This is a genomic window from Caulobacter sp. UNC358MFTsu5.1 (assembly GCF_000712075.1).
Classification (GTDB): Bacteria; Pseudomonadota; Alphaproteobacteria; order Caulobacterales; family Caulobacteraceae; genus Caulobacter.
In genome coordinates, this window is sequence record NZ_JONW01000005.1 from 516,412 (window position 1) to 531,637 (window position 15,226).

Consider the following 15,226-nt stretch of genomic DNA (forward strand, 5'->3'; position numbering starts at 1 on the left):
GGGCGGGACCACAACCGGTGGTTGGAGGGGTGGGGTTGCAGATTCTCATCGGAATGCGCCGCGCGATCGCGGGCGCGAGCGCAATGGCGTGCCTGGGCGCCGCCCTGTTCGCCGCCTCCCCCGCGAAGGCGCAACTGGCCCTGCCCTCCCGCCAGGAACTGGACCCGGCCCGGGCCGCGCCGATCGCGGCCGCGCCGCGCGGCAGCCTGTTCAAGGGCGTCGAGGCCGGCCCCTGCGCCTTCCGCGACAGCCCCATCAAGGTCACCCTGAAGGCGGTGGAGTTCCACGGCGCGACCTCGGGAGCCCTGGCGATCTCCGACCAGGCCCTGGCCTCGACCTATGCCGAGTTCGTCGGCCGCGAGGCGCCGCTGAGCGTGGTCTGCGACATCCGTGACCGGGCCGCGTCGCTGTACCTGCGCCGAGGCGTGCTGGCCTCCGTGGTCATTCCCCAGCAGAAGATCGCCGACGGCAAGCTGGTCCTGACCGTGGTCGAGGCGCGGATCGCGTCGGTGACCTATCACGGCGACGCCGGCCCGGCCCAGAAGCAGGTCGTGCGCTTCCTCGACCACCTGCGCGGCCTGGCGCCGTTCGATCTCGACGTCGCCCAGCGCTACCTGCTGCTGGCCTCCGACGTGCCCGGCGTGCGGATCCAGTCCGTGCTGCGGCCTTCGCCCCAGGGCGACGGGGCGCTGGACCTGGACATCGCCGTCGCCCGCGACGCCGTCGACGGCGCGGTGGTGGCCCAGAACTACGGCTCCAAGACCGTCGGCCGCGACCTGACCCTGGCGCGGCTGGACCTGAACAGCTTCACGGCGCTGGGCGAGCGGACCTCGATCCTGGCCTACGGCACCCTGTCCAGCGACGAGCAGCAGGTCCTGCAGGCGGTCGAGCGCTTCTATGTCGGCGGCGACGGCCTGTCGGTCGATCTCTCGGGCTCGTGGGGCTGGACCAAGCCGGGCGACGTGCTCAAGCCGCTGGACCTGGAGGGCGAGTCCTTCGCCGGCAGCATCCGCCTGACCTATCCGCTGGTGCGCCACCGCCTCCGCAACCTCAACATCGGGTTCGGCCTGGACTGGATCGACCAGAAGGTCGAGTTCGGCGGCGGCGTGGCCGTGCTGACCGACGACAGCCTGCGGGTGTTCTTCGCCCGCCTGGACGGTCACTACGCCCCCGCCAGCCTGGCGGCCAATTCGGTGGCCATGACGGGCGTGATCGAGGTCCGCCAGGGCATCCACAACCTGGGCGCCAGCCGCTACGGCGACCTGAACGCCTCGCGCTTCCTGGCCAAGCCGGACGCCACGGTGTTCCGCGCCGAGGGCGAGATCGGCGGCGCCGCCGGACCGCTGGTCGGCAAGCTGAAGGTCGCCTGGCAGCACACCGACGATCCGCTGCTGTCCTACGAGGAGTACGGCGTCGGCAACCTGACGATCGGGCGGGGCTACGACCCCTCGATGGCCTCGGCCGACCGCGCCGTGGCGGCCACGTTCGAGGTCACCACCGTCGCCCTGCCCCTGAACAACGGCAAGTCCGCCTGGCGGCCCTACGCCTTCTACGACGCCGCCGAGCTGACCAATATCGGCTTCGGGGCCAACAAGCTGGACCTGAGCTCGGCCGGCGTGGGCGTGCGCGCCCAGGTCACCCGCCAGGTGGGTTTCGACCTGACCTGGGCCAAGCCCTTCGACAGTCCCTACGGCGTGGGCGACGCGCCCTCGTCGCGCGTCCTGATCTCGCTGTCCGCCGCGTTCTAGCCTGCTGAAGTTTCCGGAGCGTCCTCCCATGACCCCGTCCCCGATCCGCCCCGTCTCCCATCCCGCCCCGCGCGTCACGCGCCGGACCCGGCTGCTGGCCGCCTCGGCGCTGGCCGGCTCGGTCCTGGGCGGCGTCGCGATGCTGGCCTCGCCAGCCGTGGCCGGGACCCTGCCGGGCATTCCCAGCGCCGCCAACATCACGGTCTCCTCGGGCGGCGCCCAACCGACGATCAGCTTCCCCGACGCGATCACCCTGCAGATCGACCTGAACGCGCCCCGCACGGTGATCAACTGGGCCGACCTGCACCTCAGCAGCGGCGACGCGATGAACTTCCTGTTCGACGCCGCCAGCGACATCGTCCTGAACAAGACCACCAGCCAGATCCAGTTCGACAACGGCAGCGTCGTGACCGGCAAGGTCGGGGCGGCCACCGCCGGCAACGTCTGGTTCTATTCGCCCCAGGGCGTGATCGTCTCGCCCGGCGCGACCATGACCGCCGGCGGCTTCCTGTTCAGCCGCGGCACGGGGATGAACGACGCGGCCTTCGTCGCCGCCGCCGATCCGCTGGCCAACCTGCGCGCCGCGACCGACGCCCTGATCCAGATCACCACGATCAGCTCGGCCACCAGCGCCTCGATCGACGCCAGCGGCAACGTCCTGCTCAACGCGTCCAGCGGCGCCCTGAACGTCAGCATCGCCGAAGGCGCCACGGTGGGCATTTCGACCACCTCGGGCTCGATCACCGCCAGCGAGGTCACCGCCACCAGCGGCGCGGCCTCGGTCACGGCCGGCGGCCCCGGCGCGACGGTCACCCAGATCACCGGCGAGACGGGCGTGACCGTCTCGTCGACCAACAACACCTCGGTCGGCTCGGCCACGACCACGACCTCGGGCGACATCCTGATCACCAGCAACGGCTCGGCGTCGCTGACCCTGGGCAATTCGGCGCGCGACGTCACCCTCAGCGCGCCGCAGGTGTTCGTGAGCACCGTCGACGCCGGGCGCGACGTCTTCATCACCGGCACCACCTCGGCCTTCGTGACCAACCGGATCTTCGCCGGCGACGACATCGAGATCACCGCCAACGGCGACGTCACGGCGAGCGGCGCCTATCTGAAGTCGACCGGCGCCGGCGCGACCGACGACGCCCACATCCTGGTGCGCTCCGACACCGGCTTCGCCAACGCCGGCAACACCCTGCTGACCCAGGGCACGGGCGCGCAGGCCGGCGATATCACCATCCAGGCCGCGACCACCGCGACCCTCGGCACGGCCGACTCCACCCGCGACATCAAGGTCGCCGGCGCGACCTCCAGCCTGGCCAACGGCACGGCCGCGCGCGACATCGCCGTCACCGCCACCAGCGGCACGGCGACCGTCACGACGGCGGCCACGGCCGGGGACGACGTCGAGATCACGGCGGCCGGCGGCGCCGTCCTGGCCTCCGGCGCCACCCTGAAGTCCACGGGCGTCGGCGCCGCCGACGACGCCCACGTCCTGGCCAGCTCGACCACCGGCGCGGTCAATGTCGGCTCGGCCGTCACCCAGGGGACCGGCACGCAGGCCGGCGACATCACGATCCAGGCGGCGGCCGCTTCCGCCGCGACGCTCGGCTCGGGCGACTCCAGCCGCGACCTGACGATCAGCGGCGCCAGCGCCAGCCTGACGACCGGCCAGTCCGGGCGCGACCTGTTCGTCACCGCCACGACCGGCAACGCCACCGTCACCACCTACGCCATCGCCGGCGACGATCTCGAGATCACCACCACCAGCGGCAACGTCCTGGCCGGCAACGCCAACCTGTGGGGCGGATACTCGGGGGGCAGCGACGACGGCCACGTGCTGGTGCGCTCGACAAACGGCTCGGTCAACGTGCTGTCCGCCGAAAGCCGTGGCGGCGGTGTCACTGCAGGAGACACGACGATCCAGGCGGGGACCACCGCGACCGTGGGCGGGGCCTTCGGCAGCCGCAACCTGACGATCAGCGGGGCGGGCAGCTTCGACCTCAGCGGCCTCTATTCCGCGAACAACACGGCCTCGTTCACCTCGACCGCCGGCGCGATCACCGAGAGCGGCGGCTCGGTCGCCGCCGCCACCCTGACCCTGAACGGGGCGACCGGCGTCACCCTGGGCCAGATCAACAACATCACCAGCCTGGGGGCCAGCAACAGCGGCACGGGCAGCTTCACCTATCGCGACGTCAACAATTTCAACCTGACCGGCTCGATCGTCTCGGGCGGTGACGTGTCGCTGATCTCCGACAACGGCGCCATCGGCCAGTCGGCCGGCACGATCACGGCCGATGTCCTGAACATCACGGCGGCGACCGGCGTCACGCTGAACCAGGAAAACACCTTCACCAGCCTGGGTGTCGTGAACAACACCACCAGCGGCGCGGTCACGATCCGCGACGCCGACGGTTTCGACATCAGCAACGACATCGACTCGGCGGGAAGCGTCCTCCTCTTCGTCTCCAGCGGCGACCTCACCCACTCCGGCGGGACGTTGCACGCCGGCGACATGTTCTCGTTGGACGTCGGCGGGACGATCACGGTGGGCGACGTTGTCGCGGGCGGCCGCGTCGGCATCTTCGGGGACGGCGACATCGACGTGGCCTCGGCCACGGCGGGCGGCGATATCGAGATCGGGTCGATCGGGGGCCGCGCGATCCTGCGCAAGGCCGTGCTGACCGGCTCGGGCGCCGGCCATGACCTCAGCCTCGTCGCCGCCGGCGACGCCATCCTCGGCGCCGACGACTACACCAGCATGACCACCGACAACGTGTTCAGCCGCACGGGCGGAAGCACGGGCGCGGCCACCATCCGGTCGACGGCCGGCGACGCGCACGCCTATCTCGACACCAGCGAGGCGATCACCTCGCTGGAAGGCGAAGGCGTCGATGTGACGATCAACACCGGCCCGGCCGTGTTCGGGACGATCACGGCCAACAGCAACAACATCTATGTCGAGGCGCTGGACGGCGCCCTGACCGTCGGTTCGGCCACGGCGAACAACGGCGACGTGGAGCTCTACAGCGCCGGCGGCGACGACGTGACGATCACCGGCGCGGTGCACGGCGCCGGCCTGGTCGACATCGAGGGCGACGGCCTGCTGCACCTGACCTCGACCAGCGCCGTCACCAGCGACGACGAGGTGAACCTGGGCGGCGACACGGTGACGATCGAGGGCACGGTCCACGGCGACGGCCCGGTGCAGATCGGCGCCAACGGCCTGATCGACGGCACGGCCGCCATCGAGATCTCCAGCGGCGATGACCTGACGGTCATCGGCGGCACGGTCGACGTCGGGTCGCTGCAGGCCGACGGCCAGATCAACGTGGCGGCCTATGACGGCAATGTCGACATCCAGTCGGCCCAGGCCGGCGTCCTGGTCCAGGCGGTCGCGTTCAACGGCGACATCTTCATCGACGACGCGCGGGGCGACGACCTGGGCGTCGCGGCGCAGGCGCTGGTCGGCGACGTCCTGGTCAACCGCGCCAGCGCCACCGGCGTCGACGGCGTGGTCGTCGTGCAGGCCGGCGGCGACGCGACGCTGCGGGGCGCGGAGGCGACAGACGGCATCCTGGTCTACGCGTCGGGCACGGGCAAGGCGACCTTCGGCGCCGACGACCGGAACTCGATCGTCACCGACAACTACGCGTTCACCGCCGCCAATTCGGGCGCGGGCTGCGGCTGTGGACCGCTTCCGGACGGACTGCAGGTCGTCTCCGACGGCGGCGACGCCGTGGTCAACGTCAATGCGCTCAGCAACCCGATCGCCCTGGTCTCCGCCAGCCCCACGGGCGCCGCGACGGTGGTCCTGACCAGCGGCGACCTGAAGATCGACCAGGTGCTCGGCTACAACATCAGCCTCGACGCCGCGGACGGCACGCTGGAGACCGGCCTCACCACCATCAGCGGCGGCGACTACACGATCGCCGCCCACGACTTCCTGGGCGACGCGCTGACCCCGACCCTGTCCAGCGGTCTCATCCACGACGTCAGCATCACCGACAGGCTGGGCGACCTGGACCTGGGGACCGCCGCCATCCATGCCGACCACTGGCTGACCATCCTGGCCTCGGACGGCGCGGTGACCGGCGCGGCGCAGCTGAGCGCGGGCAGCGGCTTGAACGACGGCCGGGTGGTCGTGACGGGTGAAGGCATCGCCCTCGACACGGTCGCGAGCGACGGCCTCGTGACCCTGGAGGGCGGAAACGGCCTGGTGGACGTCGCCACCAGCCTCGACGTCTGGGGGAACTACAATCTGCGCGGCGGCGATTTCGCCAACGCCGCCCTGACGCCGCAGGGGTCCATGCTCGGCACCTGGGCCATCAACGACCGGGTCGGCGGTTTCGACTTCACCGGCAAGACCCTGCACTACGGCGGCGCCGTCCAGCTGTTCGTGAACGGCGTCGTCAACGGCGGCGACATCACCGTGGACACGGGCAACATCTATGCCGAGGTCAGCAGCGGACACCTGGGCACGCTGACCGGGCCGCAGTTCGTCGGGGCGACCAGCATCGACGGCGGCATCGACGTGGACCTGATCCAGGCCGGGACGACCGCCCGGGTCTGGGCCACGGACTTCGGCACGGCCCGCCTGGGCGGGGCGATCATGAACGGTGCGGGGCCCCTGCAGGTGGTCGTCAAGGCCTACGACGGCGACGCCGTCCTGGGGGCCGCGACGCCGGGCGCGATCACGGCGGCCAACCTCGTCACCTCGACCGGCGCGACCACGATCGACGTCACCGGCGCGACGGGCCGGGTCGACGTCAATCTGGACCACATCACCGGCGCGAACCTGACGACGGTCGACGCGGCGCGAGGCGCGGCCGTCAAGGTCGCCAACGGCCCCCTGACCCTCGAGCAACTGACGGCGGGCGACGACGCCCAGGTGACCGGCGGCGGCGAGACGCGGCTGGTCTGGGCCGATGTCGGCGGCGACCTGGCGGTGACCTCGACCGCGGGCGGCCTGCGCTTCGGCGACGCCGTCACCCCCTACTGGATCAATGTCGGGGGCGACCTGACCCTGAACGCGGCGACCGACATCACCCAGCAGGGCAACTTCGACGCCAACGCGCTGAACGTCACGGCGGGAACCGGCGTCGTCCTGCTGGGCGACAACCGGATCGACTACCTCGGCGCGGTCAATGTCGCGGCGGGCGGCTTCGCCTTCCACGCCACCACCGCCTACGACATCTACGGCCCGGTCAACGCCGTGGGCCAGACGGTGGACCTGCGCTCGGACGGCGCGATCGGCCAGGTCTCGACCGGCACGATCACCGCCAAGACCCTGAAGGGCTCGTCGGTGGGCGGCGCCGACCTCGGCGCCTTCAACCAGGTGGCCGAGCTGGGCGACTTCTCCAACACCGGCGGCGGTGTGCTGAGGCTGGTCGAGGGCCGGTCCCTGACCGTGACCGGGGCCGTGTTCAGCAGCGGGCGCGTGGCCCTCACCTCGCACGGCGGCATGACCCTCGCCGCCGGCGGCACGGTCCGGGGCGACGGGACGGGCGACGCCGTGACTCTGGTGTCCGACGGGGTGTTCACCAACGCCCGGGGGGCCGACGCGGTGACCGCGGGCAACGCCGCCGGGCGCTGGCTGATCTACACCCAGGCGGTCGGCAACGCCCAGGGCTCGACGGCGGGCAACAGCTTCAACGGCCTGTCCGGAAAGAGCTTCTACGGTTCGGCGTACGACTTCTTCAACGAACGGTTCGCCGTGACGCCCAACGCCGGCAACCGCTTCGTCTACGCCTACCAGCCGACCCTGACGGTGACGCCCAACAGCCTGACCATGACCTATGACGGCACGATCCCGACGATCTCGACGGGCATCACCGGCCTGGTCAACGGCGACCTGGCGGCCGACGCCGTCACATGGTCCGGCGCCCCGCTGGTGGTGGGCGCCACCAGCAAGAACGCCGGGACCTACGTCCTGACCGCGAACCTGGCCGCCCTGTCCTCCGACTCCAACTACGCCTTCGTCTCGGGGACCGGCCGACTGGACATCCTGCGCCGCTCGGTGGCGGTGTCGGCCGACGCCCTGTCCAAGCAGTTCGGCCAGCCCGATCCGGCCCTGACCTACCAGGTCACGGCGGGCTCGCTGGTGGCGGGCGACGCCTTCACCGGCGCCCTGGCGCGCGACGCCGGCGAAACGCCCGGCGGCTACGGGATCACCCGCGGCACGCTGGCCCTGTCGGCGAACTACGACCTGACCTTCACGGGGGCCGTGCTGACGATCCAGACGATCCCGTCGAACGAACGGGGCGACGGGTCGTCGTCGCTGAAGTACATCACCCAGTCGCTGGACTTCACCCTGGACTGGAATCCGGAGCCCCACCTGAGCACCGAGGGCCCGCCCGCGACCCAGGGCGCCATGGTCGGCGGCGGCAAGGTTGCGGCGCTGCGGTAGGACGAATGCAGGTTTAGCGGCCTTGGGGTTTCATCCCCTGTTGTCGTCATCCCGGGCCTTGTGCCCGGGACCCCTGGTTCAGCTCGCACGTGAAGCGCTTTGGCGCGCTGGCGCGCCACCCATCCGCACCTGCGGCGGATAGAGGGGTCCCGGGCACAAGGCCCGGGATGACGATTTGTTGGGAGAGGGTTCGAACGTCGATCGCCCCCGAAGGGCCCGGGCCTAGCCGAAGGCCCGGCGTCCGCGCTCGACCGACATCCGGTGGGTGTCCGCGACCGCGATGTCGCGGCTCTTGATCGTCCGCATGAACAGCCACTCGCCCGTCACGCGCCGGGGCGTGAGGTCGATCATCATGTAGCCGCGCCGGCTGGTGTCGGCCCATTTCAGCTCGGGATTGGCGGCGACGAAGCCTCGGGCGACGACCGCCGGATCGGCTCCGAGATCGCCCTCGGCGCCGCCCGAGGTGACGCTGTGGCCGGCGAACTCGACCCCGGCGGGGCGTCCGTCCTGGCTCAGCGCATAGGCCCAGGCGTTGTGGCTGTCGCCCGACAGCATCACCAGGTCGGCGTCGGCCGCCTGGGCCGCCTTCAACAGGCGCGCGCGGGCGGCGGGATAGCCGTCCCAGCGGTCCATCCACATGGGCAGGCCCAGCTTGGCGGCGCGGATGTCGTTGCGATAGCCGGCGACCTTCTTCTCGGAGACCTCCGGCCGCAGCCAGTCCAGGACGTCCTGCGGCATCACCGTGCGGCCCAGGATCGTGCCCATGCCGACCAGCTGCCACGCCGTCGAGCGGGCGTTGGCCTTCAGCTGGTGGGCCAGCCAGCTCTCCTGGGTCGAGCCCAGCATGGTCGCCGAGGGGTCCTGCCAGGGCCCGTCGCGGAACGCCTTCAGCGCCGCGTCGGGGTCGGCGGCGCGGAAGGCGGCGCCGATGTCGGCCGGCCTGGTGCGGCCCAGCAGGCGCGACTCCGTGCGGTAGAGGGTGGCCAGGGTCCCGATCGGATAGGCCTTCCAGGGCTCGTCCGACACCGGCATCCATTCGCGATAGACCTGCATGGCGGCGGCGCGGCGGACGTTCCAGTCGCCCTCGGCGGCCGGCTGGTGGTTCTGGGCCCCGCCCTCCCAGCTGTCGTTGGCCGACTCGTGGTCGTCCCAGAAGGCCACCATCGGGGCCATCTGGTGCAGCCGCTGCAGGTCCGGATCGGCGCGGTAGCAGGCGTAGCGCAGGCGATAGTCCTGGATCGTCAGGATCTCGTTGGACGGCTGCAGCTGCTCGCGGCGCCCCTCGGCCCAGTCGCCCTCCTTGATCGAGGCCGGACCGTATTCGTAGATGTAGTCGCCGGTGTGCAGCCACAGGTCCAGGTCGGGCCGCGCGGCGGCGTGGCCGTAGGCGTTGAACAGGCCGACCGGCAGGTTCGAGCACGAGAACACGCCCAGCTTGAAGCGCGGGACCTCGCCGACCGGCAGGGTCTTGGTGCGGCCGACCGGCGAGCGGGCGCCGTCGGGGGCCACGAACCGGTACCAGTAGACAGTCCCCGGCTTCAGCCCGTCGACGGTGATCTTGGCGGTCCAGTCGCGATAGGCCCCGGTGCGCACCACGCCGCCGGCCGCCACCTTCGCGAAGTCGGGATCGAGCGCCAGCTCCACGTCGAGCCGCACCGTGTTGTCGCTCGTGGCCGGGACATAGCGCGTCCACAGCAGCATGGCGTCGGGCCCCGGCTCGCCGCTGGCCACGGCGTGGGTGAAGCCCGTGGCGCCCAGCATCACGGCGGCCAGGCTCCGGCCGGCGGACAGGCCCAGCGCGCCCAGCCCCAATCCGGCGCCCAGGACGAGGCTGCGACGATCGATGTTCAGGACCACGGCGGGCCTCCCGGGATGGCTTGCAAGGAGAAGGCGGCCGCGCGCGTCGCACCTCGGGCGCGCGCGGCCAGTCTGGGTCGGCGGCAGGGGAGCACCGCCGACGCCAGGGGCGGGAGGGGCTAGAAGGTGCCCTTGATCCCGACGTTCCACATCGAACCGTAGATGCTGTACTGCTGCACCCGGTCGCGGACGTTGGAGTAGATGACGTCCGGCGCGTTGAAGATGTTGCGGCCGGCCAGCATGACCTCGAACTGCTTGTTGATCTTGTAGCTGGCGCTGACGTTCCAGAGCTCGCGGGCGTCGTGGTAAAGGACGCCGTTCGGCGAGGTGGCCGGCGTGGCGCTGAGGGCGCTGGTCCGGTACTTGCCCTGGGCGTTGCCGGTCAGCTGGACGTCGAACTTGCCGTAGCTGTAGCGCAGGCCCAAGTTGGCGGCCGTCTTGGGCATGTTCACGCGCTCGCCGTCGGGATCGATCTTGGTGATCGAGCCGCGCAGGCCCAGGCCCCGCAGCGCACCCGGCAGGAAGGTCATCTGCTGGTCGTATTCCAGCGTCACGCCGCGGTTGATGCTGACGCCCGGCAGGTTCGTGGCGCTGCGATAGCGATAGCCCGGATAGTCGTCGGGACTGTAGCCGACCTGGGTCGGATCGGAGAACTCGTAGCCGGTCACCTGCATGTCCTTGACCTCCAGCTGGTAGGCCGACACGCCGATGATGCCCGACGGCTCCAGATAGTACTGCAGGCTGGCGAAGTACTTGGTCGAGTGCTCGGGCTTCAGCTGCGGGTTGGGCACGGTGACGATCAGGTTGGTGTCGTCCACCGAGACCACGCCGCCCAGGTTGCCGTAGTCGGGACGCAGGATCGACTGGCTGAAGGCTACTTGGCCGACCAGCTTCTTGGTGAAGTCGTACTTGGCCCCGCCGCTCCAGAACCAGTCGTCGTACTCGCCGTGGCGGGTGGCGTAGGTCCCGTTGCGGTACTTGTAGAGCAGGCCCGGCACGGTGGCCGGATCCAGGCCGGCGGCCTTCACTTCCTTGTCGCTGCGGACATCGGCGACACGGGCGTCGGTCTCGGTGCCTTCATAGCGCAGGCCGAGGTCGAACTGGGCCTTGCCCACGCGCGGCTGGAGCTCGAAATAGGCGGCGTTGACCGTCTCGCCGACCTTCTTGTTGTTGTCGAGCCGGCGCTTCAGGTTGCCCGCCAGGTCGGGCGCGAAGTAGTCCGGGTGCTCCTTGTAGATGTCGTAGACGGCGTAGTTGCTGTCGGCCCGCCAGTTCTGGGCGTTCAGGTTGCCGGCGTCGAAGCCCTGGATCTCGAAATTGTAGTAGTGGGTCCAGGGGATGACGGCCTCGGGCGCCTTCTGGGTCAGGTCGTGCGTCGGGCCGATGTACTGGAATTGCTGGTACGCGCCCTCGTTGGTCTTCCAGACGTTGGTCCGGTAGGTCGCGCCGGCTAGGACCTTGAGCTGGACCGAGCCGATCTCGAGCTTCTTCTTCAGGTCCAGGTTCACGCCGTACATCTGGTTCTGGGCGTCGGACTCGGCGGTGCGGATGTTGTTGCCGATGTCGTCGTCACGATTGAAGCTGGTCGGGTCGCTCCACGACCGGCCGGCGGTCTGCTGCAGGGTCCAGTCGTTGGAATCGGTGGACGCGCGGTCCAGCGTGAAGCCGATGCGGGTCAGGTAGCTGTCGGTGCGCTGGAAGAAACCCTTGGAATTGTCCCGGAAATTGAACTCCGAGCTGGAATAGCTGCCGCGCAGCAGGGCTTCCCAGGTGTCGCCGCGGTATTCCAGCTTCGGGGCGAACAGCCACGAGGGCGTGCCGGCGTAGCGGTGCGAATACTGGGTGTGCAGGCGGGTGTTGGTCCCGTTCGGATTGACGACGATGTGGGTGGGCGTCGAGGCCGCCGTCGCCTGGGTGGCCGTGGCCGTGCCGAAGATCAGGTAGGTGTACTGGTTGAAGTACTCGACGTCGTAGAACGAGTAGCTGCTGCGCAGGCTCAGCGCCCACTGGTCGGTCAGCTTGTAGTCGACGCTGAGGTTGGCGGCCTTGCGGTGGGTCAGCTTCGGACCCGGACGCCACATGACCTGGTAGGGCAGCACCCGGCCGTTGGCGAGGTAGGACCAGTCGGTCTGGATACGGTCCTGCTCGACGAAGTTGGCGTTGTAGCTGGCGTTCAGCGCGATCCCCAGGCGGCCGTCCAGGAAGACGTCGGCATAGCCGATCTGGCCTGACGGATAGATCGAGGCGTGCTTCTCGTCGTCCGGCAGGTACTTGCGCTCCAGACTGGAGTCCGAAGTGGCGACGCCGCCCAGCTGGAAGCGCAGCAGGCGGCTGCTGCGCTGGAAGGCGTACTTGCTGCGCATGTTGATCGCGCCGCCGGGGGAGTCGGCGTCCATGCTGGCCTGCAGCGTGTTGTTCAGCTCGATCGAGTCGATGCCGGTGATCGACATCTGCTCGAACGAGTTCTGGCGGCCGTTGTTGTTGTTCGAGGTCGCCGTCGCCATGCGGGCGCCGTCGGTGGTGAAGGTCGAGTACTTGGGGTCCAGGCCGCCGATGCGGACGGCGGTGGCGTCCACCTCGGTGTAGTCGATCGACAGGCCGGGCATGTTCTTCATGAACTCGCCGACGTCGCCCATGGTCAGGGCGCCGAAGTTGTCGGCGGCGACCACGGTCTTGGCGTTGGTGGAGGCGCGGCGCTCCATGATCGCGGCGGCCTGGCCTTCGCGCTTGGCGGCGACAGTGATCGCCTCGACCTCGCCGTCGCGGGCGGCGTACGACTGCGGGCGCAGCTCGAAGGCCACGGTGGCCGTCTGGCCCGCGGCGACGTTGGCGACGGCGCGGGTCTCTTCCAGGCCGGTGTACTTGACCACCAGGGTGACGTCGCCGGCCGGCACGTTGGTCAGCCGAAAGTCGCCGCCGTCCTCGGAATAGGCGACGATGTTCGTGCCCTCGACGCGGATCTCGGCGTTGCGGACATATTCGCCGGTCGCGGTGTTGAGGATGCGGCCGCGCACGCCGCCGACGCCCGTCGCCTGCGGCGTCGCGTCGGACGCGCCCTGGATGGTCGACTTCAGCGTGATGACCTGGCCGTCGTCGGAATCGATGCGAAGCGGCGTGCCGGCGATCAGGCGGTTCAGCGCCGTGCGCACGTCCATGCGGCCCTTCACGGCCGGCGTCATGATCCCTTCCAGGTGGCGGGCGGGCGCCACGATCTGGACCTGGCCCTGACGCGCCAGCTCGGGGATGGCGCGGACGGCGGACTGGGCGGGAATGTCGAAGATGCGGTCCTGCGCGCAGGCCGGCGCGGCGATCGCCAGGGCGACGACGGCGGCCCCACAGGCGAGGACGGAGTAGCGGGAATTCATCGGCGGTAGCCCCCAATCGTCGCGTTGGTCGCGACGTTCGCGGTTGAGAGCCGTCAGGCCGGGGCTTCCGCTATTTTGTAACAAAAACTTCTTGGTCGACGCCCGTTTAGTGGCTCCCGGTCGCGCGGGACGGATCGCGGGTCAGGACAACCTCCTCGCCCTTCTGCTCGAGCCGGGCGTCGAACACCCGCGCTATGGCCCGGCTGAAGCCGACGGGATCGTTGGCGGCGAACAGGCCGGTCACCGGCTCGCGCGCCAGGTCCGGATCGCGGACCTGGATGCGGGTGTCGCTGTAGCGGGCGAAGGTGTCGGCCGCCTGTTTCAGGGTCTCGCCCTCGAAGGCCAGCTTGCCCTCGCGCCAGGCCAGCTCGCGGGTGACCGCCTCGGGCCCGACGGCCTGGGGCCGCTCGGCGACGGACCGGCCGCCGATGGGATCGGACAGGACCAGCCGGGTGTTGGCGGTCAGCGCCACGGGGTCGGCGGGCGCCGCCAGCTTCAGGGGGGCGACCTCGACCTGCCCCTGGTTGACCAGGACGTCGACGGGATCGCCGCCCAGCTTGCGGACCCGGAACCCCGCCTGAGCGGTGCTCAGGCGACGACCGTCGACCTCGACGATGAACGGCCGCGTCTCGTCGCGCGCCACCGAGAAATAGGCCTCGCCCTTCAGCAGGGTGACCAGGCGCTCGCCGGCGCTGTACTTCACGCGGATCCTGGTCTCGGTGTTGAGCAGCACGGTCGAGCCGTCCTTCAGCGGCGCCAGGCGGATCTCTCCCCGCTCGGTGCTGATCACCGCCCCGGCCGCGGGCATGCCGACGCCCAGGGCGACCAGCGAGGCCGCGGCCGCCGCCCCGCCCGTCCAGGCCAGGGCCTGGCGGCGCGACAGGCGCCTGGAGCGCGGCGGCCCGGGTTCCTCGAAGGCGGCCGGGTCGAAATCGTCGCCCAGCGCCTGGGCCGACTCGCTGAACATCGACAGGGCCCGCGCGCGCAGCAGCGCGCCCCTGGCGCGTGGATCCCCACCCAGCCAAGCCTGGAGCGCGTCTTCCTCCCCCGAAGTCAGCGGCCCACGATCCAGCCGCGCCGTCCAGTCGGACGCCGCCTGATCAATGTCTCGACTGGTGTCTCGTTCGGCCATCTATCGAGGCAATCTCCGCTTCCAAGGTCCTAGAGGTTTGGGACCGCCTGTTTCCGCTACGCCCGAACCAATCAATCAAGAACGAGATGCCGCGTGAAATGTGAGTCTCGACGGTATTCTCGGATATCCGCATTCGCGCCGCGATTTCGCGCTGGGACAAGCCCCTGACCCGGCGCAGGACGAACGCCTCGCGGGTCTTGCGCGGCATCGCCGCGATCGCGTGCGCCAGCTGGCGCAGTTCGTCCCGGTCGATCGTGTGCTGCTCGGGCGAGGCGGCCTCGTCCGCATGCTCCAGCCGCTCCAGGTCGTCGACCGTGTGGATCGGGACGATCCGCGCGCGGCGGACATGGCGCACGATGACCGAGCGCGCCACCTGGAACAGGTAGGCGCGGGGATGCACGATCCCGTCCACGCTCTCCAGCTCGGCCAGGATCGTGTAGGCCTCCTGGATCACGTCGCCCGGATCGACGCCCGGCGGCGCGCTGCGCGACAGCCACCCCCTGAGCGCGGGTTCGTGCGGCAGGATGTGCCGCAGGAACCACCGTGTTCTTTGCCTGTCGGCGTCGCTCATTCCTGACCCGCTGACTGGATATTGCGCCGAGCGGCCCGCCGTCGGGAACGACAGGACGGCGCCGCTTGAAATCCGTCCCCTGCCTAGCCGCCAATTGTGACACTCGGCCCTTTCCGCACGCTCACGGACGATCGCGGG

The 15,226-nt window shown here is 70.2% G+C and carries 6 protein-coding genes; 2 read left to right on the top strand and 4 right to left on the bottom strand.

Annotated features, from left to right (window positions below; translation table 11 throughout):
• The first annotated feature begins 83 nt into the window (after positions 1-83).
• On the top strand, positions 84-1,748 hold the full coding sequence (locus BR39_RS0104385) for a ShlB/FhaC/HecB family hemolysin secretion/activation protein (RefSeq protein ID WP_029908096.1): 1,665 nt from the start codon (positions 84-86) through the stop codon (positions 1,746-1,748).
• Between the two features lie 28 nt (positions 1,749-1,776).
• Positions 1,777-8,163: an MBG domain-containing protein gene (locus BR39_RS0104390; RefSeq protein WP_029908098.1), complete on the top strand. Its 6,387-nt coding sequence runs from the start codon at positions 1,777-1,779 to the stop codon at positions 8,161-8,163.
• Positions 8,164-8,385: 222 nt separating this feature from the next.
• Here the strand turns inward: BR39_RS0104390 and BR39_RS0104395 are convergent, their stop codons facing one another.
• From BR39_RS0104395 to BR39_RS0104410, 4 genes are all read right to left on the bottom strand, one after another.
• Complete coding sequence (locus tag BR39_RS0104395; protein ID WP_029908100.1) at positions 8,386-10,020, bottom strand: alkaline phosphatase; 1,635 nt, start codon at positions 10,018-10,020, stop codon at positions 8,386-8,388.
• A 119-nt stretch (positions 10,021-10,139) separates the two neighbouring features.
• Positions 10,140-13,385 carry a TonB-dependent receptor domain-containing protein gene (locus BR39_RS0104400; RefSeq protein ID WP_051695172.1) on the bottom strand — a complete coding sequence of 1,082 codons (3,246 nt, stop codon included), beginning with the start codon at positions 13,383-13,385 and terminating at the stop codon, positions 10,140-10,142.
• Between the two features lie 106 nt (positions 13,386-13,491).
• The gene (locus BR39_RS0104405) at positions 13,492-14,517 is read right to left on the bottom strand and encodes a FecR domain-containing protein (RefSeq protein ID WP_029908103.1); all 1,026 of its coding nucleotides are present in this window, start codon (positions 14,515-14,517) and stop codon (positions 13,492-13,494) included.
• Positions 14,486-15,088 (bottom strand): RNA polymerase sigma factor, encoded by a 603-nt coding sequence (locus tag BR39_RS0104410; protein ID WP_029908106.1) that lies wholly within the window; start codon positions 15,086-15,088, stop codon positions 14,486-14,488. Before BR39_RS0104410 ends, BR39_RS0104405 begins: the two co-directional genes overlap by 32 nt.
• Positions 15,089-15,226 lie beyond the last annotated feature (138 nt).

Bases quoted from the DNA above. Each gene is read 5' to 3' on its own strand.
- BR39_RS0104385 (WP_029908096.1), top strand. From the start codon at position 84: ATGGCGTGCCTGGGCGCCGCCCTGTTCGCCGCCTCCCCCGCGAAGGCG.
- BR39_RS0104390 (WP_029908098.1), top strand. From the start codon at position 1,777: ATGACCCCGTCCCCGATCCGCCCCGTCTCCCATCCCGCCCCGCGCGTC.
- BR39_RS0104400 (WP_051695172.1), bottom strand. From the start codon at position 13,385: ATGAATTCCCGCTACTCCGTCCTCGCCTGTGGGGCCGCCGTCGTCGCC.
- BR39_RS0104405 (WP_029908103.1), bottom strand. From the start codon at position 14,517: ATGGCCGAACGAGACACCAGTCGAGACATTGATCAGGCGGCGTCCGAC.
- BR39_RS0104410 (WP_029908106.1), bottom strand. From the start codon at position 15,088: ATGAGCGACGCCGACAGGCAAAGAACACGGTGGTTCCTGCGGCACATC.